The sequence below is a fragment of the Amycolatopsis silviterrae genome (assembly GCF_042684085.1).
Taxonomy (GTDB): Bacteria; Actinomycetota; Actinomycetes; order Mycobacteriales; family Pseudonocardiaceae; genus Amycolatopsis; species Amycolatopsis silviterrae.
Window position 1 is genome coordinate 61,158 of the sequence record NZ_JBHUKS010000003.1, and the last position, 25,486, is coordinate 86,643.

Sequence of the window (25,486 nt, forward strand, 5' to 3'; positions counted from 1 at the left end):
GGAAGACGCCCCAGCGGGACAGGCCGTCGACGCGGCCGGCGTCCTCCAGCTCCTTCGGGAAGTCCAGAAAGTACTGCCGGAACAGGAAAACGCTGAACGCGCTGAACAGGCCCGGGATCACCAGGCCGCGGAAGTCCGAGAGCCAGCCCAGCGTCGACACCACCACGAAGCTCGGCACGAAGGTCACCGAGGTCGGGATCATCAGCGTCGCCAGCACCGCGTAGAACACCGGCTTCGAGTAGCGGTACGGCACCCGCGCCAGCCCGTAGCCTGCCAGCGAGCACACCACCAGCAGGCCGACGGTTTGCAGGACCGCGACGATGACCGAGTTCAGGATGCTGCGCGCGAACGGCACGTCCTGCTGGTCGAACAGCTTCGTGAAGTTCTCCCAGCGGATCTGCTTCGGCCACAGCGTCCAGTCCGGCGCGGTGATCTCCGCGCGGGACGCGAGACCGTTGCGCAGCAACAGATAGAACGGCAGCAGGAACAGGATCGCGGACACGGCGAGCGCCGTCCAGCGAAACACCGCGCGGATCATGTCGCGCTCCGATCGAAGCGGAAAAGCTTGCCCTGCAGGAGGGTCACGACGGCGATCAGCAGCGCCAGGATGATCGCGCCCGCGCTGCCGCGGCCAAGGTCCTGGCCGCCGGAGCCGAGCGACGTGTAATAGAGGTACACCAGCGGCGGCCGCGCGAACGGCGGATAGCCCCTGGCATCGCCCATGATGTTGTAGAACTCGTCAAACGCCTGGTAGGCGTTGATCAGGTTCAGCAGCAGCACGGCCACCGACGTCGCGCGCAGCTGCGGCAGCGTGATGTGCCGGAAGACCTGCCAACCCGGCTTCGCGCCGTCGAGCCAGGCCGCCTCGTACAGATGCTGCGGAATCCGTTGCAGCGCGGCGAGGAAAAGGATCATGTAGAAGCCCAGCTGCAGCCACAGCCGGGCGGTCACCAGCACCACCCAGTACAGCGGCGGGTGCACGGTGCCGGTCCACGCCACCGGATCGACGCCGAAGACGCCGAGCACGGTGTTCGCGAGTCCGTACCGGACACCGGAGAAGAGCGACGTCTTCCAGATCAGCGACGCCACCACGTACGAGCACGCGAACGGCAGGAAGAACACCGAACGGAAGAACGCCTTCGCGAACCGCAGCTGGTTCACGCCGACCGCCAACGCCAGCGACAGCACGAAGGTGAGCGGCACGATGAACACCGCGAAGACGCTGAACGTGCCCAGGCTCGCGACGAACGGGCCGTCGGAGAGCATGTGCGCGTAGTTGTCGAGGCCCACGAAGACGCTGGGGGTGACCGTGTTGCGCGCGTCGAAGAACGACAGGTACAGGCTCCACCCGATCGGCACGTAGGCGAAGATCGCCAGGCCGAGCAGAAACGGGCCCACGAACCCCCAGAACGCCAGCGTGTCCCGGGTTTTCCGGGACAGCTTCATCCGAACAGGCGTTTCAGCTCGGACTGCGCGACGGTGACCGCGGCCTTCGTCTGCGCCACCGGGTCCGCGCCCTCCTTGGCGATCTTCGCGACCGCGTCGGACAACGCGGTGTTCGCCGTCTGTGTCCACACTGGACCGCCGATGAGGTGGCTGTTCTCCTTGACGAACTTCACCACGTCGGCCGCCGGGCCGGTGCGCAGCGTGTCCGCCTTGTCGATGAGGCTTTGCCGTGCGGGCACGTGGAAGCCGTAGCGGGTGGCGAACTGCAGCTGGTCGTCGGTCTGGTCGACCCACAGCCACTTCACGAACGCCTTGGCCTCGTTGACATGCGCGCTCTTCGCGTTGACCATCGCGCCGTACGCGCCGACCGGCACCGACGGCTTGCCGCTGTCGTCCAGTTTGGGGAACGGCAGGACGCCGAAGTCGTCGTTAAGCGTGTCGCGGATCTTCGGGATGTTCCACAGACCGGTCCACTGCATCGCGCAGAGCCCGTCGACGAACGCGCCCGGGTCCGACCAGTCGGCGGGCGCGCCGAGCAGCAGCGAACCGTTGGCGTTCAACGTGTGCAGCTTGCTGAAGGCGGCCGCCGCGCGCGGATCGTCGAAGCCGACCTCGCGGTTGTTGTTCTTCAGATAGTCCAGCCCGGCCGACCACAGCAGCGGCCCGGTGAGCGTGCCGACGCCGCCGTCATTGCCCGCAAACAGGCCCTTCACGCCGTCCTTCGAGAGCTTGCTCGCGGCGTCGATCAGCTCGTCGACGGTCTGCGGCGGCTGCACGCCCGCGGCCTGCAGCATGCTCTTGCGGTAGACCAGCACCTGCGTGTCGGTGGCCTGCGGAATGCCGTAGACCTTGCCCTCCACGGTCTGCGCGGCCAGCACGGCTGGGCTGAAGTCGTTTTTGACCGGCCCGACGATGTCGTCGAGCGACACCACCTGGTTCTGCCGGACCCAGTCGATCTTCACCTGCGCCTCGAAGACGTCCGGCAGCGGGCTGTTCTGCAGCGCGGTGACGATCTTCGAATCGTAGTCGCCCGGGTTCCACACCACGTTGACCTTCGCGCCCGGATAGCTGGCCGCGTAGTTCTTGACGGCTTCCTGCACGCCGTCCTCGCCGTAGGCGTGGTACCACTGCTGCAGCGTGACCTTCGGGGCCTGCGACGTGGTCGGGGCTCCCGCCGACATCGCGGTGGACGGCGGCGGGTCTCCCGGACGCCCGGTGTTCGAACCGCACGCCGCCGCGACCGCGCCGACCGCCGCCGTTCCCGCCAACGACAGGAACGACCTCCTGCTCCGCTGCTGCATCCCCAGTTCTCCTCCGACGTGCTGGGAAGGGCTCCTTGCGTGCAACAGATTCCCTTACGAAGCCCTTCCCAGGCCGACAACTCGCCGGAGATTTACCGCTCAGAGGTGTGAGATGTCGAGCTTTCCCTCGGAGTAGGACGCGCGCAGCCGCTTCTTGTCGAACTTGCCGACGCTCGTCTTGGGCACCTCCTCCACAAACGTCCAGTTCTCCGGCAGCTGCCACTTCGCGACCTTGTCCGACAGGTACTCGCGCAGCTCCTCGGCGGTGGTCTGCTGGCCCTCCTTCACCACGACGGCGACCAGCGGGCGTTCGTCCCACTTCTCGTCCGGGATGCCGACGACTGCCGCCTCGGCGACCGCCGGATGGCCCATCACCGCGTTCTCCAGGTCCACCGACGAGATCCACTCGCCGCCGGACTTGATCACGTCCTTGGCCCGGTCGGTCAGCGTGAGGAAGCCGTCCGGGCTGATCTTGCCGACGTCACCGGTGCGCAGCCAGCCGCCGTGGAACTTCTCCGGGTCGATGTCGGAGCCGCCGTGGTACGCGCCGGCGATCCACGGACCGGACACCTCCAGCTCGCCGACCGCCTCGTTGTCCCACGGCAGTTCCTCGCCGTCGTCGCCGATCAGCCGGGCCGCCACGGACGCGGGGAACCGGCCCTGGGTGTAGCGGTAGGCCCAGCGCTCCTCGCCGGTCGCGCTGGCGGGCGGACGCGCGACGCTGCCGAGCGGCGACGTCTCGGTCATGCCCCACGCGTGCAGGATCGGCACGTCGTAGCGCTCCTCGAAGGCGTGCATCAGCGACGGCGGCGCGGCCGACCCGCCGACGACCACCTCGCGGATGTGGCTGATGTCCTGCGGGTTCGCGTCCAGGTGCGCGAGCAGGCCCTGCCAGATCGTGGGCACCGCGGCGGCGAAGGTCGGCTTCTCCGCGGCCAGCAGCGCCGCGATCGGGGCGGGCTGCAGGAACCGGTCCGGCATCAGCAGCGAGGAGCCGACCATCATCGCCGCGTACGGCAGGCCCCACGACATCGCGTGGAACATCGGCACGATCGCCAGCGCCAGGTCCTCCTGGGCGAGCCGCATGCTGTCGGACATGCAGACCTGCATCGAGTGCAGCCAGATCGACCGGTGCGAGTAGACGACGCCCTTCGGGTCGCCCGTGGTGCCGGAGGTGTAACACATCGCGGCGGCGGCCCGCTCGTCCACCTCCGGCCAGTCGAACTCGTCCGATTGCGCGGCCAGCAGCTCGTCGTAGGAGTGCACGGTGATGCCCTCGGGCGCGGTCAGCGCGGACGCGTCGCCGTTGGCCACGACGACGTGCTTGACCGTCTTCATCCCCGGCAGGTTGCTCGCCAGCAGCGGCACGAGCGTGCCGTCGACGATGATGACGTGGTCTTCCGCGTGGTTCGCCACGAAAACCAGCTGCTCGGGGAACAGCCGGATGTTCAGGGTGTGCAGTACCGCGCCCATGGCGGGCACCGCGAGATAGGCCGCGAGGTGCTCGGCGTTGTTCCACATGAACGTGCCGACCCGCTGGTCGCCGGTGACGCCGAGACCGCGCAGCGCGTTCGCCAGCCGGGCGGCGTGCTTGCCGAGTTCCGCGTACGTCTCCCGGCGGGCTTCTGAACCGGTCCAGGTGACGACTTCGCTCTTCGCGTGCACCTTCGTGCCGTGGCGCAGCAGCTTCGCGAGCGACAGCTGTCCGTCCTGCATCGTGCTCAACATGGGTGACTCCCGTGGTGCTCGTTCGCCGGTGAACTGGGGTGCGCCCGACTCTAATGCGCATCCGCCGGATCGGGCACGAACAAGTTCGGTCACGGCTTGGCTCCGGTGTCCCGCCATCGGGTGGCCGCCCCGGCCGTTCATGATCCACTTCTTTCGCGCTTTCTGTTGCGGGACAAGAAAATGCGTTGTGTTAACTGTGCGGAAATACACTCCCGTTCGGGTGAGGTAATGGGGTGGAAATGAGCCCTTCGGGACCGTTTTCACAGGTCGCGAGGGGTCCCCTCGCGCAGGTCCGCCGTGCCCGTCGACGGGTGATAAGTGCGTGTCGGTTGCGCGTACCGCGGGCACGTGGCGTTTACTGGGGCCGTGGTAAGTGACGGCTGGCCAGCGCTTGCAGCTGCAAGCATCGGCTGAGACCGTCGGCCGCGAAAGCGGAGACCTGAGAGGAAAGGACATTACGTTGGCTCTGCCCACGTTGACTCCGGAGCAGCGCGCCGAGGCCCTCGCCAAGGCGGCAGAGGCTCGTAAGGCGCGTTCGGAGCTGCTCGCTTCGATCAAGTCCGGCAAAGAGAGCATCGAGTCGGTGCTCAAGCGGGCCAAGGAGAACAAGACCGTCGGCAAGACGAAGGTCACGCAGCTTCTCAAGGCGGTGCCCGGCCTCGGTGCGGTCAAGGTCGCCGCGCTGCTCGAGCAGGCGGGGATCGACCCCGACCGCCGGGCCGCTGGCCTGGGCGAACGGCAGCGCGAAGCGCTGATCGACGCGCTCAAGTAACGCCGATCCGGCGGCCGCGGGGAAGGTGTTCGCGAAGATGTTCTTCCGGCAACACTTTCCCCGCGGCGCTCCCGGATCCTGAGACGCTGGTGGAGTGACGACCAGTACCGCGCCGGCGACCCCGGCCGAGACCACCGTCCGCTACCAGCGTGGCGACTTCTTGTTCGCGACCGCCCGGCGAGCCCTGCTCGCGCAGGGCGCGCTCGGCACCGTCACCGACGCCGACCCGCGCCGGCTGGCCCGCTCGGCAGCCGCTGAGCTGGAGCGATCCGGCGTGCCGCTCGCCGTCGGCGTGCTGCCGTTCGACACCGGACCCGGCGCTTCCTCGCCGGGGCACCTCGTGCTGCCCCGGACGGTCCATCGCGCCCAGGCCGAGGCTGAGACCCCGGCCGCGCCTCCCGCCGCCGACCTGCCCGCTCCAGCGGCCACCCGGCGGCTTCCCTCCGCCGACGGCCACCGCGAGAACGTGCGCGCGGCCGTCGCCGCCCTCCACGACCGCGACCTGCGCAAAGCCGTGCTGGCCCGTGCGCTGGAGCTGGAATTCGACGCACCGATCCCGGTCGAGGGGATCGTGCGCAACCTCGCGCGCGGCAACCCGCGCCACTTCACCTACGCCGCCGAACTGCCTGGCCGCCGCACCCTAGTCGGAGCCACGCCTGAGCTGCTGCTTTCCCGGGCGGGCGACTCCGTGTTCACGACCCCGCACGCCGGGTCGATGCCGCGTTCGGCCGACCCGGAGACCGACCGGGCCAACGGCGAAGCCCTCCTCGCGTCCGCGAAGGACCGCGAGGAGCACGACCTGGTCATCGACTATGTCATCGACGCGCTGCGGCCGTTCTGCCGGAAGCTCGACGTGCCCGCCGGCCCCGAGCTGGTCTCGACGCCCGCGATCTGGCATCTGCGCACGTCCATCACCGGCGAGCTGGCGGACCGCTCAGTGACCGCGCTCGACCTCGCCGCCGCGATGCACCCGACCCCGGCCGTCTGCGGCACCCCGACCGTCGCCGCGCGCGACCTGGTGCAGGAGCTGGAGCCGTTCGACCGCGGCTACTACGCGGGCGCGGTCGGCTGGGTCGACGCCGCGGGCGACGGCGAGTGGGCCGTCGCGATCCGGTGCGCCGAGGTGGCCGAGAAGTCGATGCGGCTGTACGCGGGCGGCGGCATCGTGCCCGCGTCGGATCCGGACACCGAGTACCGCGAGACGATCGCGAAGTTCCGCACCCTGCTCGGCGCGATGGGGCTCGACGACAGCGCCTCGTGAGTCGTGAGTGGCAATCACGGTTAGAACCGGGATTGCCACTCACGAGCTTCACGAGACCCAGCGCTCCTCGGTGACGCTCAGGCTGTCCGTGGTCAACGCCGCCACCGCCGCCCGGTGCCCGTCGGCCGCCTTCAGGTCCGCGAGCCGGGTCCGGGCCGGGTCGAGCGCTTCGTCGCCGGAGGCCAGCAGCTCGGCCGGGGCGTCGTAGCGGGAGAACGTGATGCTCTGCAGCGGGATTTTCAGGCCCTTGCCGGTGGCCTTCATCACCGCTTCCTTGCGCGTCCAGTACACGAAGAACGCCGCCGAACGCTCCTCGTCCGACAGGCCCGCGACGGCCTCCCGCTCGGCCGGGCTCAGCGCGTAGTCCACGAGCGAGGCGTCCGCGTTGCGGTTCGAGGTTTCGACGTCGAGGCCTACTGGCACCCCGTCAGTGACCGCGAGACCGATCAGATTGCCCGAATGCGAGATCGACAGCACGAGGTCCGCGCCGGGCACGCGCGGGCGGCCGTGCGGTTTGCCGCAGTCGTCGCAGGTCGCGTCGAAGCGCACGGACTCCGCCGCGCCGCCGAGCCGTTCGGCGACAAGCGTCTTCGCGAGCACCCGGCCGGTCAGGAAGCGGCGCTGGTCGATTTCGAGCCGGTACGCGTCGTAGCGGCCGCGCTCCAGGTCGTCCAGCAGCTTCAGGTAGCGGTCCTCCGCCGGCAGCGGCTCGGACCAGCGCACCACGATTTCGGTCACCGGCATACCCTCCCTCGTCTGCCTCCGATCTTGCCGGGGCGCGGCGCGGTTTGTCATGCCCCTATCCCAAAACGCGGCGAAGGCCCCCTCGGAGTCCGAGAGGGCCTTCGCCGCGTGGATGACGAGTGCTACTTGTTGTTGCGCATCGCGATCGGGACCCCGGCTAGGTCCTCCTCATTGCACAGCACTTTCACGTCGTAGTAGGGCGAACCCTGTCGCTCGTCGTAGTCTAGGTGAATCGCGAGGACGTCGAGCGGTTCTCCGAGCCACTCCTGGGCTTGGCGCAGCCACACCGCGCAGCGTTCCAGGGCGCTGGGCAGATCGTCGTCGCGAAACTCGACTGGCCGATACGGGACGTCCTGGACCTGATCGCGCGGGTTTGCGGGTGCGGGCAGGCCAGGCGAGAGACCCGAGTCGTCCAGTTCGAGTTGGATCGTTTGCTCAGTCACCCTTCGAGCGTCCCCCACGTTCGCCGTCTGAGCAAGGCGTATGGCGCTAAAAGCCCTCTTGGACAGGCAAGTCCCACACTTGGGCGACCACCGCGAGGCAGTGCCGGAGATCATCGGCACGCACCGCGACCGGATGTCCGAGCATCCGCAGCCCCAGTTCCGCGTAGTGCGTGGCCAGGCCTTCGAGCTTCAGCGGGCCCTTCGGCGAATACCACCTGGCCACGCCGCTGCACATTTCCAGCAAAGCGAGCCGCGTCACGGCCGGTTGTGCGGTGTGGAACACGTTCGCCGCGACGCCGTCTTCGATCGCCCGCGCCCAAAACTGCTCGTATTCGTCCCGCAGCGCGACGACTCGGGTACGCGCTGGAGCCGAAAGCGCGTCGACTTCGTTGTCCACCACGCGGGTTTCCCCTGGCTGCGCGGCGTGCGCGAGGACGTGCAGCGCGACCAGTGTGCGCAGCCGGACCACCGGATCGTCGCTGCCCGCGGTGGCCTTCGCGACGGCGTCGATCAGGCGGTGCAGCGAGGTCGTCATGATCTCGACAAGGAGATCTTCTTTGGTGCCCATGTAGTGGTAGAGCGTCGCCGAAGAAAGCTCGGCCTCCTGTGCCAGATCCCGAATGCCTGTGCCGTGAAAACCCTTGGTGGCGAACAGTTTCACGGCGGCCGCCCGCACCCGCTCCCCGCTGCTCACAGCCACTCCCCGGTGCTGCGGTCCCAGGAGCCCGCGCGGAGGTCGGCGGCTTTGCGCAGCTCGCCCTTCGCGACGCGTTCCGACGGCGTGCGCGGCAGATCGTCGGCGAACGTCCAGAACCTCGGCACCTTGAAGTACGCGAGTTGCTGTGCGCAGAACTCCGCCAGTTCTTCGGGGGACGGCCGGTTCTCGCCGCACACGAGGTACGCCTTCACCTCTTCGCCGCGCAGCTCATCCGGCACCGCGAGCACGGCCGCGAGCTGCACCGATGGGTGCTGCAGCAGTGCGCGCTCCACTTCGTCGGCGGAGATGTTCTCGCCGCTGCGGCGGATCATGTCCTTGGTGCGGCCGAGGTAGTAGACGCGGCCCTCGGCGTCCATCCGCGCGAGGTCGCCGGTGTGGAACCAGCCGCCGGCGAACGCGCGTGCGGTCGCTTCGGGATCCTCGTGATAGCCGTGCATCAGGCCGATCCCGCGGATCAGCAGTTCGCCGGTTTCCCCGCGTGGCAACGGTTTCCCGTCCTCACCGGCGATCATCACCTCGCGGTCGCGCGTGGGCCGTCCGATGCAGCCGGTGCCCACCGCGGCGTCGTGGTCGGCCTCGGAAACCCGGATGTCCCCGCCGGTCTCGGTCATCCCGAACGCCTCGTGCCACGGCACGCCCCAGCGTTGTTCCAGCTGAGCGTGCAGGTCAGGCGGGATCGCCGACGCGCTGATGGCGCGGACGCGGTGGTTCCGGTCGTCCGGATGCGGCGGCTGGCGAAGCAGCAGCGTCGGCATCAGGCCGAGGCAGTAGAACCAGGTGACCTCGTACTCGCGGACCTTCGCCCAGAACGTGGAAGGGTGGAAGCGGTCCAGTACGACGAGCGTCGCTCCGGCGGCCAGCGCGAGCGCGACGTTCCACTGTGGATCGATGTAGTGGAACGGTTGTGCGGTAAGCAGAATGTCGTCCTCACTGACGGCGGGGAAGCCGGTGGCGAGGCCGATCGCGAGCGTGGTCCAGTACCGGTGCGGCAGCACACAGCCCTTCGGCGCGCCGGTGGTGCCGGAGGTGTACTGAATGTTCACCGGTTGTTCGGCTACCACCGTTCCCGGTTCGCAGCGCGTTTCCGACTGCAGTGCGTCCGGGGTGAGGACGCGTTCCACGGACGTTTCCGGCGCGATTTTCTCCAGCAGTTCCACGAACTCTTCGGCGGCTACCGCGAGCCGCGCGCCGGAGTGGCGCAGAACGTGCGCGCCGTCGAATTCGCGGTAGTTGATGTTCACCGGGACCAGCACCGCGCCGAGTTTGGCGAGCGCGAGCCAGAGAAGCGGGAATTCCGGCTCATTGCGCAGCATCACCGCGACGCGGTCGCCCGTTTGGACGCCTTGGTCTTGGAGCGCTTTCGCCAGGCGTCCGCTGCGGTCGTCGACGTCGGCGAAGGTGAACCGGGCGCCGGTGCTGTCGAAGATCCACGCGGTGCGCTCCGGCCAGAGCTGCGCGGCGCGCGTGACCAGCGCGACCAGGGTGTCGACGTTCTGCAGCGGCGTCACGCCCGGCTCCGGAACGCCTCGGTGGACTCGCGGACGGCGGCCGAATGCTCGGTGATCAAGGCGTGGGTGACCTCGAGTTCCAACGCCGAATCGAAGGCGTGGTCGATCCCCGCGTCCAGCGCCCGCTTCGCCATCGTGGCGGCCTCCGGCGGGTGATGCGCGATCTTCTCCGCCCAGCCGAGCGCGAGCGGCATCAGCTCGTCCGCCGGGACCGCGGCGTTGACGAGGCCGATGTCGTGCGCGCGACGGCCGTCGAACCGGTCGCCGAGCAGCAGCAGCTCCTTGGCCTTGACCGGCCCGACCAGCAGCGGCAGCAGCCGGGACGCGGCGCCAGTGACGCTCAGGCCCAGCGACACCTCGGGGAACGCGAACACCGCGTCCTCGGCGGCCAGCACCAGGTCGCAGCCCAGCGCGAACTCCGCGCCCGCGCCGATCGCGTACCCGTGCACGGCGGCGATCACCGGCTGACGCAGCGCACGCAGCCGGCGCGTGACGTCCTGGAGCCGCTCTAGCCTCGCTCGGGAGTCACCCTCGGGGGTGGGCTCCTTCAGGTCGTGCCCGGCGCAGAAGGCGCGGCCGTTGCCGGAGAGCAGCACGACGTGGGCGTCACTGTGTGTGACGGCTTCGAGTGCGGTCAGGAAGTCGTCCACCAGCACGGGCGCGACGGCGTTGAGCCGCTCGGGCCGGTTCAGCCGGATCTGCGCGATGCCGCCCTCGACGGCCAGGTCAACGGTGCTCATGGGGTGAGCCTAGACGTTCGATCGATCGATCGATAGTGTCGGAGGCATGCAGGTTGACGCGGTGTACGAGAACGCCAGGCTGGTCACCGGCGACACCGCGCTGGCGGTGCTGCACGGCCGGATCGTGGCGCTGGGCGACGACGCGCGCGAGCTGTCCGCCCGACGGCGGGTGGACCTCGGCGGCGGGTTCGTCGCGCCCGGGTTCCACGACGCGCACAACCACATGGCCTGGTTCGGCATGGGCCTGGACGACGTGCCGCTCAGCGACTGCCGCAGCGTCGACGAGGTGTACGCCGCGGTGGCGCGCCGCGCGGCCGAGCTGCCCGCCGGGAGCTGGGTCGTCGGCAGCGGCTACGACCAGAACAAACTCGCCGGCGGCGAGCACCCGGACCGGCACGGCCTGGACCGCGCCGCGCCCGGCATGCTCGTGCGGCTCAAGCACACGTCCGGCCACATGACGCTGGTCAACTCCGCGGTACTCGACCGGCTGGACCTCGCGAACGTCCCCGTCGGCGGCGACGTGGTCCGCTCCGCCGACGGCTCGCCGACCGGGCTGCTGCGCGAGCAGGCACAGTTGCTGCTGCGTCCGCTGACGTACCCGACGCCGCTCGAATCCGTGGTCCGCGGGCTCGACCGGGCGAGCCAGCAGTACCTGTCCGAGGGCATCACGAGCGTCCAGGAAGCCGGAATCGGCGGCGGCCTGGTCGGCGAGACCCCCGCCGAACTGGCCGCGTACCAGCTGGCCCGCGAACGCGGCGTGCTCCGGGTGCGCAGCACGGTGATGGTCGCCGCGAGCGTGCTGCACGACCTGCCCGACGGTGCCGGCTTCGGCCTGGACCTCGGCCTGCGCACCGGCCTAGGCGACGAGTGGCTGCGCGTCGGCCCGATGAAGCTCTTCGCCGACGGCTCGCTGATCGGCCGCACCTGCGCGATGCACGAGCCGTTCGACGGCGAACCGGACAACCGCGGCTACTTCCAGGTCCCCGAGGACGAGCTGACCCGCACCATCCGCCAGGCCCACGACGCCGGCTGGCAAATCGCGACGCACGCCATCGGCGACCGAGCCGTCACTGTCGTTCTGGACGCCTACGAAGCCGCCCTCGCCGCCAACCCGCGCGCCGACCACCGGCACCGCATCGAGCACTGCGCCGTCCTGCCGCCCGCGGAGCTGACCCGCTTGGCCGCACTGGGCCTGATCGCGTCCCCGCAGGGCCGGTTCGTGAACGAACTGGGCGACGGCATGCGCGCGGCACTCGGCGAATCGCGGGTGCCGTGGTGCTACCGCCTCCGCAGCGTCCTCGACGCCGGCTGCGTGCTGCCAGCCAGCTCGGACCGTCCCGTCGTCGACGGCGCCCCGCTGCTGGGCCTCGCCGACATGGTCCACCGCCGCACCGCCACCGGCGAACCGTTCGCGGTGGAGGAGGCGCTGACTCCCGCCGAAGCCCTGCGCGCCTACACGTACGGCTCCGCCTACGCGACCTTCGCGGAGAGCTACCTCGGCACGCTGGAACCGGGGAAGCTCGCGGATTTCGTGGTGCTGTCCGCGGATCCACTGTCCACTGTGGAGGATGCGCGAGTGCTTGGCACGGCGGTGGGCGGCGAGCTTCTTTACGAGGCCTCGTGATGAGGGCCTTGATGAGGGTGCCGTCGGCGCTGTCTTGCCGCTTGGCTCGCTCATCTGTTGGCGTGCTGGCAGCCTTGCGCGCCGTCTCGCGCGTCGGTCCGCTGGCTGCCGCGCCCGCCAGCTCACCTGTTGGTCCACTGGCTGCCTCGCGTGCCGCCTCACCCGTCGGAGTGTTGGCTTCCTCGCGCGCCGCCTCGTCCGCCGGTCCGCTGGCTCCTCGCCTGCCGGTGTGCCCGCCTATTCAGTTGTCGTTTCACTTGGCTACAAACGTCATCGCCTCCCTCGCCAGCGCGCTCCACTCCAGCGGAGCCTCCGGGTCCATCGAAAACCACTCCTTCATCGGGATGCCCTTGTTCGCGTCGAACCGCACCCCGCGGCCGCTGTCCACCAGGTCGTCCACGCGGGCCTCCGGCAGCTTCACCACGAGGCGGCCGCGGACGAACATCGCGAAGATCCGGCCGTGCACTTTGAGCGCGTGCGAGCCGAAACCGCGTCCGGTCCTCGGCGGCGTGACGCCCGGGCAGTGCTGCAGCTCGTCGACCAGGTCTTCGAACCGCTCTGCTGTCATGTCCAAACCGTAACCGCGACCACCGACAAAAACCGGCCCGAACCAGAAAGGGGCGCCCGATGCCCGTCCGTGACGCCGTCTTCGAGGACGTCGAAGAGATCTGCGCCCTCATCGAGGAACATGCGGTCTACGAGGACAAACACGACCTGAAACTCGACCGCGCCGAGATGAGCGGCCACTTGTTCGGCCCGGAGCCGAAGGCGTGGGTGCTGATGTGCACGCCGCCGGGACGTCCGGACGTCGTCGCCGGGTTCGCCTTCTGCAGCTGGAATTTCTCCACGTGGGAGGGCCGCCCGGGGATCTGGCTCGACGACCTGTTCATCCGCCCGGAACACCGCAGGCACGGACTCGGCAGGGAACTGCTGGACGCACTGCGCGCCCGGACGACGGGGCGCGTCGAGTGGGACATGCAGGCGGGCAACGCCAAGGCGGAGGCGTTCTACGCACAGCTCGGTGCGGAGCCGGTGCCGGGCTGGGTCCGGTATCGGTGGCGGCCGTGACTGGGCTGCGGCGAGGTTGACGGGGGCTGGCGCGACCGCGGCGGTGGTCGCTGGGGTGGGATTGGCCGGTTGCGGCGAGATTTGCGAGGGCCGCGGCGGGCATGGCTGCTGCTGGTGGTCGTGGCTGGGCGGTCGCGGCGAGTCTGGCTGGGGGCTGGCGCGATTGCGGCGGCGAGACTGCGGGTGAGTTGGCTGCGGCGAGGTTTGCCAGGAGTCGCGGCCTGGCTGGGATTGCTGCTGGCGGCGATGACCGGGCGACCCCGGCTGGGTGGCTGCGGCATCCCTGGCCAGCACAGCTCCAGTGCCCCTGACCGGGCAACCGTGGCTGACCGGGCCCCGTATCGTAGGCGGTATGGGAGATGGTTCCGTCCGGAAGTCGTCGTCGGTCGAGGACTACGTGCGCGTGATTTACGGACTGGTCGAACGGGGCGAGGCGGTCACCAACGCGTCGCTGGCCGGGCGGCTGGAGGTGAGTCCTTCGTCGGCGTCGGGCATGGTTACGAAGCTTTCGCAGCTCGGCCTGGTCGCGCACGTGCCCTACCGCGGCATCGAGCTGACCGGCGAGGGGCGTCAGCTCGCGCGGTCGGTGCTGCGCAGGCACCGGCTGATCGAGACGTACCTGGTCTCCGAACTCGGCTACACCTGGGACGAGGTCCACGCCGAGGCCGACGCGCTGGAGCACGCCGTCTCCGATCGGCTCGTCGACCGGATCGCGGCCAAGCTCGGCAATCCCGTGCGCGATCCGCACGGCGATCCGATTCCGGCTCCGGACGGCAGCGTCGAGGAGCTGCCGATGCGCATTCTCGACGACCTGCCGCCGGGTGCGGTCGGCGAGATCGTGCGGGTGTGGGACACCGATCCGGATCTGCTGCGTTATCTGACCGAGCACGCGATCGGGCTGGGGGAGCGGATCGAGGTGGTCGAGCGGCAGCCGTTCGGCGGGCCGATGGTGGTGAAGGTCGGGCAGCCGCCGGACGCGGCTACGCACGCTATCGGCAAGGAGATCGCGCAGGCGTTGTCGGTCACTCTGCGCTGAGCGGCTGCGCCTCGGGACGTACGCGCGAGTGTCGTCGCCGGACGGATGTGCCGGGCTGGTCGCGCGCCGACGATAGTCGCTATGACCACTACCAAGCCGTTCCGCTTCGGCATCGTCTCCGGGTTCGCGCCGGATCTGGGCGCCTGGACCGCGCAGGCTCGCCGGATCGAGGAACTTGGGCTCGACACGATGTTCGCCACCGATCCGGTCGGCGGGCTTGACCCGTTGACGCTCGTCCCGGCCGCCGCGGCGGTCACGAGCAAGCTGACCGTCGGCACCTTCGTGCTGGCCGATCCGTTCCGCGATCCCCGGAACCTGGCGTGGCAGGCGGATTCACTGCATCAGGCGACGGGCGGTCGCTTCCTGCTGGGGCTCGGCGTCGGCCATCCCGGTGCCGGGAAACACGCCGCGACACTCGGGCGCGAGTTCCCTTCTCCGGGTGAACGCATCGCCCGGTTGGCGGACACGATCGAGCTGCTTTCGCAGCGCCCCGACCGGCCGCGGCTATTGCTCGCGGCTTCCGGGCCCAAAATGCTCGCGCTCGCCGCGCGCACCGCCGACGTCGTGACGTTTTCCTGGGGGCCGCGCACCACCGAGGAACAGGCTGACTCCATTGTGGACACTTTTCGCTCGTTCGCGGGAGACCGGGACGTCGAATTGGCGGTCAACCTTACCGCGATCGGGGACAAGTCCTCGCCACAGCTGGCGCGCTACACCGGAGTCGACGTACCGCAGCTGGTCGAGGAGAAAGCCGTGACCGTGCTGCCGGAAAACCCCGACGCCGCTGGGGAAATGCTTCTCCGCTGGCGCGAGCGGTGGGGGATTTCCTGTGTCACGGTCAATTCCGGCTACGCGGAACCGTTTGCCGCGATCGCCAGCGCACTGTCCGCACAAGGGTGACAGCTCTTCCGATCATGCGTTATCCGGCCTACGCTCCGAGGTTTCCCAGAGACGTGGTTCGGAGCGTGTGCGATGACCGGTCAGCGAACACCGACGATCGACCGGGGGAGGGCAACGGGGCGGGATCTCGGGCAATTGCTCGAAACCGGCCCGTTCGCCGAAGCGCTGCGCGCGGCCATCCGGGCCCGCGGGCTTGGCCTCGAACGGATCAGATACCGGCTGCGGGGCAGAGGAACGACGGTCAGCCTCGCGACCCTGAGCCACTGGCAATCCGGCCGCTGCCGTCCGGAGCGCCCGGAATCCTTGCGGGCATTGCGAAATCTCGAGCAGATCCTCGGCGTCCCGGACGGGTCGCTGCGCAGGCTGCTCGGACCGCCGCGTCCGCGCGGCCAGTTCCACCAGCCGGGCCAGCCGCTTCCCTGAGCGCGCCCGGCCGCGGCGGGCGGCGAGTGCGCCGGCGCATCCCGACGCCTACGCGCTGTCGCCCGCCGCGTTCTCCCAGCCACCTCTCCCGCTCTGCCCGGCCGCTGCGGCTCGCTGCCCCGGGAGCGCCCCAATGTGGCATTGGGTGCGTGTGACGCAACGAATGTGGCATTGGGTGCGTGAGATGCACCCAATGCCACATTGGGGCGTGCGGGCCCGGGTGAGCGGAAATCCGCGGCTTCTACGATCGAACCCATGCGTGCGGTCGTGATCGAAGAGTTCGGCGTGCTCCCCGAAGTGCGGGAAGTACCGGATCCGGTGACCCCGGACGGCGGGGTCGTCATCGCCGTCGAAGCGACTGGCGTGTGCCGCAGCGACTGGCATACCTGGCAGGGACACGACGAGGCAGTCCGGTTGCCGCACGTGGCCGGGCATGAACTCGCCGGGCGGATCGTCTCGGTCGGCGAGGGTGTCAAGGGCTGGGCAGAAGGCGATCGGGTGACCGTCCCGTTCGTGTGTGCGTGCGGCGTCTGCACGCAGTGTGCCAAGGGCGACCAGCAGATCTGCGACGACGAGTTCCAGCCAGGCGCGACGCACTGGGGCTCGTTCGCCGAACTGGTCGCGATTGAGCACGCGCAGACGAACCTGGTCGCGTTGCCGGACTCGATGTCTTCGGCGGAGGCTGCTGCGCTCGGTTGCCGCTTCGGGACGGCTTTCCGTGCAGTGTTGCGTCAGGGCGGCGTACGCGCGGGGCAGTGGGTGTCGGTGTACGGCTGTGGCGGCGTAGGCATCTCCGCGGTCCTGTTGGCCGCCGCTGCGGGCGCGAAGGTGGTGGCGGTTGACGTCTCGCCGCAGGCGCGCGCGTTGGCGGAGCGTTCTGGCGCGATGGTGAGCGTGGACGCGAGTGCGTTCGACGGGCCGGAAGCATTGGCTGCGTACGTCCGTGAGCGCACTGAAGGGGGTACGCACGTGTCGCTGGACTGTCTCGGCTCTCCGGCCACCTGTGCGGCTTCGGTGGGCAGTCTGCGCAAGCGCGGACGGCACGTTCAGGCCGGGTTGATGCCGCCCAGCCAGGGGGTGCCGCCGATTCCGATGCATCGGGTGGTTGGCGGTGAGCTGGAGATTGTCGGGATTCATGGGCTGCAGGCGTATGAGTACCCCGAGCTGCTCGGGGTGGTGGAGCGGTCCGGGATCGATCTGGCCGGGTTGATCGGCACGCGGATCGGGCTGGACGGAGTGCCAGCCGCGCTCGCTGCGATGAGTGCACCGGTGCCTGCCCGGGCCGGGGTGACCGTGGTCGAGTTCGGGTGACGACTGGTGACTGTCGAATACCGTGGGTGGCGAGTCCGAGTTGTAGCTGAAGGAGGCCTGGTGGGCACCGCGGTGGTGTGCGATTCTCCGAAGCTTGGCGGCAAGTGGCGAGGGGAACCCGCCGCAGGAGCGCCCATCCGGGTGACTCCTGCGGCTACCGGCCCCGGCGCGGCGTGATGGAGCTGCTGCCGCGTCCGCGTCAGGAGATTTCCCCGGGTGCGGTGCATGTCCCGGATTGGCTTACCGCGCAAGAACAGCGCGACCTTGTCACAGCCTGTCGCGGCTGGCGTGGTTACCGCTCGACGCGGTTGCCGAACGGCGGGGTGATGTCGGTGCGCACGGTCTGCCTCGGCTGGCAGTGGCTGCCTTACCGCTACGACCGGCTGCGCGAGGACGGTTCGCCGGTGGAGCCGTTCCCGGACTGGCTGGCCGACCTCGGCCGCCGCGCGCTCGCCGACGCCTACGATCGGCCCGCCGACGATTACCAGCCCGACGTCGCGCTCGTGAACTACTACGACGCCACCGCGAAAATGGGCATGCACCAGGATAAAGACGAGCGATCGACGGAGCCGGTGGTCTCGTTGAGCCTCGGCGACACGTGCGTGTTCCGCTTCGGCAACACCGAGAGCCGCAACCGGCCGTACACCGATGTCGAGCTGCGCTCGGGCGACCTGTTCGTGTTCGGCGGCCCGGCGCGGCTGGCGTTCCACGGGGTGCCGAAAACCCTGCCGGGCACGGCGGATCCGGATCTCGGCCTGACCGGGCGGCTCAACCTCACGCTGCGGGTGTCGGGCCTGTGAACCGGACCCGCTGACCGGGCCTGAGCTGGGCGGCGACGTCGAGGTCGGCCTCGTCCACGACGGCGGCGACGGGGTAGCCGCCGGTGACCGGATGGTCGGCGAGGAACAGGATCGGCACCCCCGACGGCGGTACCTGGAGCGCGCCGGGCACGGCGGCTTCCGGGGCCAGTTCGCCTAGCCGGGCGCGGGTCAGCGCCGGTCCGTCGAAACGGACGCCGACGCGGTCGAGGTCGTTCGTCACGGTGTAGGTGCCACTGAGCAAAGTGGACAGTGCGGACGGGGTGAACCAGTCCAGCCGCGGTCCGGGTTCCAGGCGCAGCACGGGTTCCGCGGCCAGCCGGGGCAACGGGGCGAGGTCGACGTACGGATCGTGCCGCACGACTGACCCGATCGGCAGCGACATTCCGGCCGCGAGTACCGGCGGGCCGAGTTTGCCCAGCGTGTCGGTGGCGCGGGCACCGAGCACCGGTGGCACGTCGAGCCCGCCGCGCACCGCGAGATAGCTGCGCAGGCCGAGCGAGGCGACGCCGAGTTCGAGTTCGTCGCCGGGGCGCAGGACGATCGGCGCACCGACGGCGGCGGCCCGGCCGCCAGCGCGGATCGGCAGCTGAGCGCCGGTGACGGCGACGACGGTGTGCTCGGAGACCCGTAACCGCAGGCCGCCGAGGGTGACTTCCAGCGCCGCGTGCGTTTCGGGGTTGCCGACGAGCCGGTTCGCCAGCTTCAGCGAACCCCGGTCGGCCGCGCCGGACCGGCCGACGCCGACCGCCGCGTACCCGGGCCGGCCAAGGTCTTGCACGGTCGCGAACGGGCCGGGCGCGAGGATCTCGATCTTGCCGGTCACCGAATCGCCTCGAACCGCACTCGGGTGCCGGGGACCAGCAGGTTCGGCTGCTCGCGGTCGACGTTCCACACCTGCGCATCGCTGTGCCCGAGCAGATGCCAGCCGCCGGGCGAGGGATGCGGATAGATCGCGCTGTACTCGCCGGCGATCGCCACCGCACCAGCGGGCACGCGCGTGCGCGGCGTGCGGCGGCGCGGCAGGTGCAACGCTGGGTCGAGGCCGGTCAAGTAGGCGAAACCGGGGGCGAAACCGCAGAACGCCGCGACGTAGGTGGCGGCTGAATGTCGTTGTACGACTTCGGAAACCGACAGCCCGGTGGCCTCGGCGACGTCTGCCAGGTCAGAGCCGTCGTAGCGAACCGGCAGGGTGACTGTGGCCGCTTCCCGCGCGGAGACGTCCACTGTGGACAGCGAAGTCAAGGAGCGGGTCAACGCGTCGGCATCGGTGCGGGCAGGGTCGAAACGGACCAGCAGAGTGCGTGCGGCGGGGACGAGTTCGACGACGCCCTCGGGCTGAGCGGCTTCGCAGGCCGCCTGAAACCCGAGTACGTCGTCGACTTCCACCAGCAATGCGGAACGGCCGTAGCGCAACACAGTGCTCACACGAACGGCCTCAGCACCACACCGGATTCAGTGAGCAGCTCGCGAATCCGCCGGGCCAGCTCGACGGCACCGGGCGTATCTCCGTGTACGCAAAGGGAATCCGCCCACAGGGAGAGCTTGCCGCCGTCAACGTCGACCACCTCACCGGTGGACGCCATGGTGAGCGCCCGCGCGGCGACTTCGTCAGCGTCGTGCAGCACCGCGCCTGGCAGCTTTCGCGACACCAGTCGTCCTTCAGGCGTGTACGCGCGATCGGCGAACGCTTCCGCGTACGCAGGCACGCCCGCTGCCTGAGCCGCGCGCAGCATTTCGGAATCCGGAGGACACAGCAGTGCCAGATCCGTGTGATAGCGCCGTACGCCTTCGACAAGCGCAGCCGCCTGATCCGGATCGACAGCCGCGGTGTTGTACAGCGCGCCGTGCGCCTTCACGTAACGCACGCAGCTGTGCGCTGCGCGCGCGAAGCCGTCGAGAGCGCCGATTTGGTACAGCACTTCGTCTGCGAGGTCTTCCGGCGCGATGTCGAGCGCGCGCCGGCCGAAGCCGGCCAGGTCGCGGTAGCCGACGTGCGCGCCGATAGTGACGCCGCGTTCCGCCGCGCTTTCGCACACCCGGCGCATCACGCTCGCGTCGCCGGCGTGGAAGCCGCACGCGATGTTCGCGCTGGTCACGATGTCGAGCATGGCTTCGTCGTCGCCCATCGTCCAGGCACCGAAGCCTTCTCCGAGGTCGCTGTTGAGGTCCATGTCATCCCACCTGGTAGTCGCGATCGGGCCGGTCGGTCAAGAACATGTACCCGGGGGCGTGCGTGATGGCGAACGGCGGCCGGGACGCCATCAGCGCCGCCTGCGGGGTGACGCCGCACGCCCAGAACACCGGCACGTCGCCGGGCGCGGCGTCGACCGGATCGCCGAAATCCGGTCGGCCGAGGTCGGCGATGCCCAGCTCGGCCGGGTCGCCGACGTGAACCGGAGCGCCGTGCACCGCGGGCATCGCGGCGGTGATGCGCATCGCGTCCTCGACCTGGTTTTCCGGAATGTGCCGCATCGACACCACCATCGGCCCGCTCAGCCGTCCGGCCGGTTCGCACTGCCGGTTCGTCACGTACATCGAGACGTTCCGGCCCTGCTCCACGTGCCGCAGCGGGATGCCCGCGGCGCTCAGCAGCGTCTCGAAGCTGAAGCTGCAGCCGATCGAGAACGCGACCATGTCGCTGCGCCACACCCCGGTGGCGTCGGTGATTTCGCTGGTCAGCGCACCGTTGTGCCAGACCCGGTAGAGCGGCAGGTCGGTGCGCAGGTCCGCGCCGGGCGCGAGACGGGTGGTCGGGTCGCCAGGTTCGCTGACGTCGAGCACCGGGCACGGCTGTGGGTTGCGTGCGCAGAATTCGCGGACGTCTTCGGCCCAGTCCGCCGGGACCGCGATCAGGTTGGCCTGCGCGTAGCCGGCGGACCAGCCGGTGGTCGGGACTTCCAGGCCAGCTCGGAAGAGGGCGCGGGCCTGGGCGGGGGAGGTCGTGAGTGCTGATGCCGGTTCTAACCGGGATTGCCACTCACGAGGCTTCGCGCTCATGTCGCCACCTCCACCAGCTCCTTGCCCCGCGTTTCCGGCAGGCCGAGCAGCGCTACCGCAGCGATCGCGTACCCAACCGCACCGAGCACAATCGCGCCGCCCGCGCCGAGAAAGCCCACCACGGCGGGGAAAGCGGCACCGACCGCGCGGCCGAAGTTGTAGGTGAAGCCCTGCCCGGTGGCGCGCAGCTCGGTCGGGTACAGCTCGGCGAGGTACGCGCCGAAGCCGCTGAAGATCGCCGAAGTCGAGAAGCCGAGCGGGAAACTGATCAGCAGCATCAGCCCGTTCGCGCCGTAGGGCAACTGCACGAACAGCACGATCAGCAGCGCGGAAACGACCGAGAACAGCAGGAACGTCTTCTTCCGGCCGAGCAGGTCGGTGAGGTAGCCGCCGCAGACGTAGCCGATGAACGCGCCGGGGATCAGCAGCGCGAAGTAGCCGCCGGTGTTGACCACGGACAGGCCGCGGCTGCTCTGCAGGTACTTCGGCATCCAGGTGAACAGCGTGTAGTAGCCGCCCTGGACGCCGGTCGCGAGCAGCGCGGCGAACACCGTGGTGCGCAACAGGTTCATCCGGAAAATCCCGGCGAGCGAGCCCTTGACCTTCGCTGATACCCGTCGCGCGGCTGCTTCGGGCGCGTCCTCGACACTGCGCCGCACCCACAGCACGAGCAGCGCCGGGAGCACGCCGACCCAGAACAGCACGCGCCACGCGATGTCCTGGTCGAGGACGCTGAACAGCACCGTGTAGACGATCACCAGCAGGCCCCAGCCGACCGCCCACGCGCTCTGCACGAACGCCACCGTGCGGCCGCGGTACTTGGCCGAGCAGTACTCCGCGACCAGCGCGGCCCCGACCGCCCATTCGCCGCCGAACCCAAGCCCCTGCAGACCGCGGAAGATCAGCAGCGTTTCGAAGTTGGGCGCGAAGCCGCAGAGCACGGTGAAGATCGTGTACATCGCGATGGTCAGCTGCAGCGTGCGGACGCGGCCGATGCGGTCGGCGAGCACGCCGGCGCCGACGCCGCCGATCGCGGAAACGACCAGCGTGACGGTGCTGAGCAGGCCTGCTTCGCCGGACGTGATGCCGAAGTAGGCGGTGATCGCGGCCAGGCCGAAGGGGAGGGTCTGGTAGTCGAACGAATCGAGGCCGTAGCCGCCGAACGCGCCGAGGAAGGCGCGGCGGCCCTTGTGGCCGAGCGAGCGATACCAGCCGAACGGGCGGGCCGCGTTCGCGGTGCCGTCGGCGACGTTGACGTTCATAGGGCACCTCACAAGGGGACGAACTCATGGTGGCACGAGTCACATGGCCGCTACCGTACGGATCGTTCAACAATTCCACAAGTCCCTCATTTTATTGTTCACCGTCCGCTGGCTACTCTGGGCGACGTGGTCACCGACGGAGAGCCCATGGGCCTGGAAGCGGATCGCGGCCTGCTCGGCCGGACGAGCACCGCGGAGCGGGTCGCCGGCGTGCTGCGCACGCGTGTTTCCGAGGGGTACTTCCTGCCTGGGGTACGGCTTTCGGAGCAGGACATCGGCAACGCGCTCGGGGTCTCGCGCAACACGCTCCGTGAGGCCTTCCGCTTGCTGACCCACGAACGGCTGCTGGTGCACGAGCTGAACCGAGGGGTCTTCGTGCGGGTGCCGAGCGTCGAAGACGTGCGCGACATCTACCGGGTCCGCAAGATCATCGAGTGCGCGGCGGTCCGCGAAGTGACCGAGAAGCCGGCTGCGTACGCGAAGATCGCCAGCACCGTCGAGGACGGGGACCGTGCGGCGAAGCATGCGAAGTGGCAGGACCTGGGTACCGCGAACATCCGTTTTCACGCGGAGCTGGCGGCGCTCACCGGCAGCGAGCGCATCGTCGAACTGATGCAGGCGCTCGCCGCGGAGCTGCGGCTGGTGTTCCACGTGATGGCCGACCCACGCCGCTTTCACGAGCGGTACCTGCCGCGGAACCACGAAATCCTGGACGTGCTCGAAACTGGCGACGGGATCCGTACGGCGGAGATGCTCGCGGTGTATCTCGACGACGCGGAAGCACAGCTGGTCGAGGCCTACGCGGAGCTCGCCGCGACCCGCTGACACGTTGAGTCGAAACCGGCCGGTTTGCCCAGGAAGGCAGTGAGAGTGGCCGTTTGGCCCCTGCTGCCGCCCGGAAAGCTCCACGGCGTGCGCGGTCTGGCTACCTTCGGCAGTGGGCCGCGTGAGAGTGCCGCCCCGGGCGTCGGGACCCCCAGCCGACGCGCGGACGGCGGCCCATGGCCGGGCGGTCGACCTTGGTTCCCGCCCGGCCCGCGCGGTGTCCGCGGCGGGCCGTGGTCACCGGGGGGAGGTCACGGCCCGCCGTCTCGCTTCGTCCACTGTGGACGGCTACTGGTTCACCGACCACTTCTGGTTGACGTTGCCGGTGCAGGTCCACAGCTGCAGTTTCGTGCCGTTCTGCGAACTGACCCCCGCGGCGTCGAGGCATTTGTTCGCGTGCGGGTTGACGATGTCGTGCGCCGCGGTCACGACCCACTGCTGCGCGTTGCTGTTGTTGCAGTCGTAGATCTGGACCGGGGTGCCGTCGGCGGTGCCGGAATACTTGACGTCCATGCACTTGCCGAGCGCGCGAATGGTCCCGTCGCCGCCGACAGTCCAGTTCTGCGCGGCGTTTCCGTTGCAGTCGGTAATCTGCAGCTGGGTGAAGTTCGCCGGATTGGCCCACGGCACGTCCACGCATTTGCCGCCGATGCCGATGATCCGGCCGCCGGTTCCGCCGTCGCCGCTCGTGTTCACGTGCACGTAGTCGACGACCAGCTGCTGCGGGAACTGCGTGTTTCCGTCCGGATCCCCCGGCCAGTCCCCTCCGACGGCGAGGTTCAGGATCAGGTAGAAGGGATGATCGAACACCCAGCGGTTGCCGTTCAGATCGGCCGGGGTGCGAGTCTGATAAGCGTTGCCGTCGACCGACCAGACAATCTTGTTCGGCGACCAATCGACCGCGTAGGTATGGAAACCGTCGGCGAAGACGGGTCCGTTGTAGGCCGCGCCGATTCCGCCCGCTCCGGAGTAACCGGGCCCGTGAATGGTGCCGTGCACCGTGTTGGGCTCGCGGCCGATGTTCTCCATGATGTCGATTTCGCCGTCATTGGGCCAGCTTCCGCCGCCGAGCATCCAGAACGCGGGCCACATGCCCTGCCCGCGCGGGATCTTCATCCGGGTCTCGACGTGCCCGTAGGCCTGGCTGAACTTCCCGGCGGTGTTGAGCCGGGCGGAGGTGTACTGACAGGTGCCGTACCAGCAGGTATGGCCGGAATTCTCGCGCTTGGCGGTGATCACGAGGTGGCCCTGGCCGTCGAGCGCGCCGTTGGCCGCGCCCGCGGTGTACCACTGGCGCTCGTGGTTGTTGCCGCTGTTGTCGCCGGTTTCGTAGTTCCATTTCGATGCGTCGGCGGCGGCGCCGGCTGGGCCGTTGAAATCGTCGGTGAAGCTTTCGGCGGCGCTCGCGGTGGGAGGGGCGAGCACGGCGGGGGCGGTCTGCAGGCCGAGCGCTAGCAGCGCGGCGGCGGCAAGAGCAGTGGGGAAACGTCTGAGAAACCTGGACATGCGTTGTCACCTCGGTTTTCGGGGAGCGATCCGGCGAGGCTGAACAGGAGTGCTTTGTTGTGGCGGGCAACAAAGTAAGGGGATTATGCCTGGTCTAAACCTCTGCGGCAATGGGCCGAGGGCGGCTCCCCCGCACGGACCGTTCGGGGGTCACCTAGGCGAGGGTAAGGCTGTCCCCACCACCGCGACGCCAGTCGGCACCATGGTGATCCAAAGCCGCCCGTCCTACGTTCGAAGGAGCCGAGAACCGACAACGGAGAGAGGCCGACATGACGGCGGGGACGGATCTTCGACCAACGCGGGTGCCGCCCGCGGCGGAGCGAACGGTACGGGTCGAGCCGGGAAAGCACTGGTGGCGGCGGCCGTGGGTAGGCCCGCTGGGATTGGTGGTGGTCGCCTTCCTGGCTTATGCGCTACCCCCGTACCTGGCTTTCGACCCAGCTCAATCCAGGGTTCCGTCGACCTTCCCCGCGCACTACCTCTTCCTGGTGGGCCACGTCGTATTCGGCTCCATCGCGATGCTGACCGCGCTGCTGCAGATCTGGCCGTGGATCCGCCGGAAGTATCCAGTCCTGCACCGCTACTCCGGCCGCGCGTACGTCTTCGCGGGCGTGCTTCCGTCCGGCCTGATGGCCTTGACGATCGGCGCGGCGACCCCGTACGGCCCAGTGACCCGTGCCAGCGACGTCCTGCTCGCGGTGCTGTGGCTTGGCTGCACCTGGGCCGGCTACCGAGCCGTCCGCGAACGCCGGTTCGGCGATCACCGCCGCTGGATGATCCGCAGTTTCGCGCTGACGATGTCGATCATCCTGAACCGGCTCATCGGCCCGGTCGCGGCGATCTTCCTGGAACCGCAGGTCGCTACCACGTTCGGCGGCAGCGAGATCGCGCTCGGCCAGTCGATCGCGGCGCTCGGGGCCTGGGTGAGCTGGACGGTCGCGCTGATCGCGGCGCAGCTGTGGCTGGACCGGAAACCCAAGCGGAGCGTTAAGCCCTGACTGAATAGTTTGTCCCGCGCGCCGCCTGCTTGTTAGAACACCAGCAGGCGGCGC

At 69.3% G+C, this 25,486-nt stretch carries 27 protein-coding genes; 11 read left to right on the forward strand and 16 right to left on the reverse strand.

Features of this window, described 5'->3' with window-relative positions; translation table 11 throughout:
* The 4 genes from ACFSVL_RS01970 to ACFSVL_RS01985 form a co-directional block, all read right to left on the reverse strand.
* Positions 1-538: carbohydrate ABC transporter permease (locus ACFSVL_RS01970; protein WP_378299803.1), on the reverse strand; the 538-nt coding region annotated here is incomplete at its 3' end.
* Positions 535-1,446 (reverse strand): carbohydrate ABC transporter permease, encoded by a 912-nt coding sequence (locus ACFSVL_RS01975; protein WP_378299805.1) that lies wholly within the window; start codon positions 1,444-1,446, stop codon positions 535-537. The genes ACFSVL_RS01975 and ACFSVL_RS01970, both read right to left, overlap by 4 nt.
* The gene (locus ACFSVL_RS01980) at positions 1,443-2,747 is read right to left on the reverse strand and encodes an ABC transporter substrate-binding protein (protein ID WP_378299807.1); all 1,305 of its coding nucleotides are present in this window, start codon (positions 2,745-2,747) and stop codon (positions 1,443-1,445) included. The genes ACFSVL_RS01975 and ACFSVL_RS01980 overlap by 4 nt, the downstream gene beginning before the upstream one ends.
* 99 nt (positions 2,748-2,846) lie before the next feature.
* Positions 2,847-4,475, reverse strand: coding sequence for a long-chain fatty acid--CoA ligase (locus ACFSVL_RS01985; protein ID WP_378299809.1), 1,629 nt, complete (start codon positions 4,473-4,475; stop codon positions 2,847-2,849).
* A 460-nt stretch (positions 4,476-4,935) separates the two neighbouring features.
* Between ACFSVL_RS01985 and mihF the strand changes: the two genes are divergently transcribed.
* Positions 4,936-5,247, forward strand: coding sequence for an integration host factor, actinobacterial type (gene mihF / locus ACFSVL_RS01990; protein ID WP_020664542.1), 312 nt, complete (start codon positions 4,936-4,938; stop codon positions 5,245-5,247).
* Positions 5,248-5,341: 94 nt separating this feature from the next.
* Positions 5,342-6,508: an isochorismate synthase gene (locus tag ACFSVL_RS01995; RefSeq protein WP_378299811.1), complete on the forward strand. Its 1,167-nt coding sequence runs from the start codon at positions 5,342-5,344 to the stop codon at positions 6,506-6,508.
* A 48-nt stretch (positions 6,509-6,556) separates the two neighbouring features.
* Here ACFSVL_RS01995 and ACFSVL_RS02000 read toward each other — a convergent pair whose 3' ends face one another.
* The 5 genes from ACFSVL_RS02000 to ACFSVL_RS02020 form a co-directional block, all read right to left on the reverse strand.
* Positions 6,557-7,246, reverse strand: a complete 690-nt coding sequence (locus ACFSVL_RS02000) for a 4'-phosphopantetheinyl transferase family protein (protein WP_378299813.1) — start codon at positions 7,244-7,246, stop codon at positions 6,557-6,559.
* Positions 7,247-7,374: 128 nt separating this feature from the next.
* Positions 7,375-7,695: a hypothetical protein gene (locus tag ACFSVL_RS02005; protein ID WP_378299815.1), complete on the reverse strand. Its 321-nt coding sequence runs from the start codon at positions 7,693-7,695 to the stop codon at positions 7,375-7,377.
* Between the two features lie 46 nt (positions 7,696-7,741).
* Positions 7,742-8,389: a TetR/AcrR family transcriptional regulator gene (locus ACFSVL_RS02010; RefSeq protein ID WP_378299817.1), complete on the reverse strand. Its 648-nt coding sequence runs from the start codon at positions 8,387-8,389 to the stop codon at positions 7,742-7,744.
* A complete protein-coding gene (locus ACFSVL_RS02015) occupies positions 8,386-9,921 on the reverse strand; it encodes an ATP-dependent acyl-CoA ligase (RefSeq protein WP_378299819.1) in 1,536 nt (511 codons plus the stop codon). The genes ACFSVL_RS02010 and ACFSVL_RS02015 overlap by 4 nt, the downstream gene beginning before the upstream one ends.
* Positions 9,918-10,661 (reverse strand): enoyl-CoA hydratase/isomerase family protein, encoded by a 744-nt coding sequence (locus tag ACFSVL_RS02020; RefSeq protein WP_378299821.1) that lies wholly within the window; start codon positions 10,659-10,661, stop codon positions 9,918-9,920. The genes ACFSVL_RS02015 and ACFSVL_RS02020 overlap by 4 nt, the downstream gene beginning before the upstream one ends.
* 46 nt (positions 10,662-10,707) lie before the next feature.
* Between ACFSVL_RS02020 and ACFSVL_RS02025 the strand changes: the two genes are divergently transcribed.
* Positions 10,708-12,285, forward strand: coding sequence for an amidohydrolase (locus ACFSVL_RS02025; RefSeq protein ID WP_378299823.1), 1,578 nt, complete (start codon positions 10,708-10,710; stop codon positions 12,283-12,285).
* 253 nt (positions 12,286-12,538) lie between these two features.
* Here the strand turns inward: ACFSVL_RS02025 and ACFSVL_RS02030 are convergent, their stop codons facing one another.
* The gene (locus ACFSVL_RS02030; RefSeq protein ID WP_378299825.1) at positions 12,539-12,853 is read right to left on the reverse strand and encodes a hypothetical protein; all 315 of its coding nucleotides are present in this window, start codon (positions 12,851-12,853) and stop codon (positions 12,539-12,541) included.
* A gap of 59 nt (positions 12,854-12,912) precedes the next feature.
* Here ACFSVL_RS02030 and ACFSVL_RS02035 point away from each other — a divergent pair, with 59 nt between their 5' ends.
* The 6 genes from ACFSVL_RS02035 to ACFSVL_RS02060 all read left to right on the forward strand — a co-directional run bounded on the left by ACFSVL_RS02035 (position 12,913) and on the right by ACFSVL_RS02060 (position 17,823).
* Entirely contained in the window at positions 12,913-13,353 is a 441-nt protein-coding gene (locus tag ACFSVL_RS02035) for a GNAT family N-acetyltransferase (protein WP_378299826.1), read from the forward strand.
* A gap of 352 nt (positions 13,354-13,705) precedes the next feature.
* Positions 13,706-14,389 carry a metal-dependent transcriptional regulator gene (locus tag ACFSVL_RS02040; protein ID WP_378299828.1) on the forward strand — a complete coding sequence of 228 codons (684 nt, stop codon included), beginning with the start codon at positions 13,706-13,708 and terminating at the stop codon, positions 14,387-14,389.
* Positions 14,390-14,470: 81 nt separating this feature from the next.
* The gene (locus ACFSVL_RS02045; protein WP_378299830.1) at positions 14,471-15,289 is read left to right on the forward strand and encodes an LLM class flavin-dependent oxidoreductase; all 819 of its coding nucleotides are present in this window, start codon (positions 14,471-14,473) and stop codon (positions 15,287-15,289) included.
* 72 nt (positions 15,290-15,361) lie between these two features.
* Positions 15,362-15,712, forward strand: a complete 351-nt coding sequence (locus ACFSVL_RS02050; protein ID WP_378299831.1) for a transcriptional regulator — start codon at positions 15,362-15,364, stop codon at positions 15,710-15,712.
* A gap of 255 nt (positions 15,713-15,967) precedes the next feature.
* The gene (locus ACFSVL_RS02055; RefSeq protein WP_378299833.1) at positions 15,968-17,023 is read left to right on the forward strand and encodes an alcohol dehydrogenase catalytic domain-containing protein; all 1,056 of its coding nucleotides are present in this window, start codon (positions 15,968-15,970) and stop codon (positions 17,021-17,023) included.
* Positions 17,024-17,196: 173 nt separating this feature from the next.
* Positions 17,197-17,823, forward strand: coding sequence for an alpha-ketoglutarate-dependent dioxygenase AlkB family protein (locus ACFSVL_RS02060; RefSeq protein ID WP_449224362.1), 627 nt, complete (start codon positions 17,197-17,199; stop codon positions 17,821-17,823).
* Here the strand turns inward: ACFSVL_RS02060 and ACFSVL_RS02065 are convergent.
* The 5 genes from ACFSVL_RS02065 to ACFSVL_RS02085 are packed head-to-tail and all read right to left on the reverse strand — an operon-like array spanning position 17,798 to position 22,103.
* Positions 17,798-18,667: a 5-oxoprolinase subunit C family protein gene (locus ACFSVL_RS02065; RefSeq protein ID WP_378299837.1), complete on the reverse strand. Its 870-nt coding sequence runs from the start codon at positions 18,665-18,667 to the stop codon at positions 17,798-17,800. The genes ACFSVL_RS02060 and ACFSVL_RS02065 overlap by 26 nt on opposite strands.
* Complete coding sequence (locus ACFSVL_RS02070; protein ID WP_378299839.1) at positions 18,664-19,269, reverse strand: 5-oxoprolinase subunit B family protein; 606 nt, start codon at positions 19,267-19,269, stop codon at positions 18,664-18,666. The genes ACFSVL_RS02065 and ACFSVL_RS02070 overlap by 4 nt, the downstream gene beginning before the upstream one ends.
* Positions 19,266-20,015: a LamB/YcsF family protein gene (locus tag ACFSVL_RS02075; protein WP_378299841.1), complete on the reverse strand. Its 750-nt coding sequence runs from the start codon at positions 20,013-20,015 to the stop codon at positions 19,266-19,268. The genes ACFSVL_RS02070 and ACFSVL_RS02075 overlap by 4 nt, the downstream gene beginning before the upstream one ends.
* Position 20,016: 1 nt before the next feature.
* Positions 20,017-20,841 (reverse strand): putative hydro-lyase, encoded by an 825-nt coding sequence (locus ACFSVL_RS02080; RefSeq protein ID WP_378299843.1) that lies wholly within the window; start codon positions 20,839-20,841, stop codon positions 20,017-20,019.
* Positions 20,838-22,103, reverse strand: coding sequence for an MFS transporter (locus tag ACFSVL_RS02085; RefSeq protein ID WP_378299845.1), 1,266 nt, complete (start codon positions 22,101-22,103; stop codon positions 20,838-20,840). The genes ACFSVL_RS02080 and ACFSVL_RS02085 overlap by 4 nt, the downstream gene beginning before the upstream one ends.
* A 147-nt stretch (positions 22,104-22,250) precedes the next feature.
* On the opposite strand from ACFSVL_RS02085, the gene ACFSVL_RS02090 reads away from it, so the two are divergent.
* Positions 22,251-22,928 carry a GntR family transcriptional regulator gene (locus tag ACFSVL_RS02090; RefSeq protein ID WP_378300378.1) on the forward strand — a complete coding sequence of 226 codons (678 nt, stop codon included), beginning with the start codon at positions 22,251-22,253 and terminating at the stop codon, positions 22,926-22,928.
* Between the two features lie 288 nt (positions 22,929-23,216).
* Here ACFSVL_RS02090 and ACFSVL_RS02095 read toward each other — a convergent pair whose 3' ends face one another.
* The gene (locus tag ACFSVL_RS02095; RefSeq protein ID WP_378299847.1) at positions 23,217-24,434 is read right to left on the reverse strand and encodes a family 16 glycosylhydrolase; all 1,218 of its coding nucleotides are present in this window, start codon (positions 24,432-24,434) and stop codon (positions 23,217-23,219) included.
* A gap of 269 nt (positions 24,435-24,703) precedes the next feature.
* Between ACFSVL_RS02095 and ACFSVL_RS02100 the strand changes: the two genes are divergently transcribed.
* Entirely contained in the window at positions 24,704-25,432 is a 729-nt protein-coding gene (locus ACFSVL_RS02100; RefSeq protein WP_378299849.1) for a DUF2306 domain-containing protein, read from the forward strand.
* Positions 25,433-25,486 lie beyond the last annotated feature (54 nt).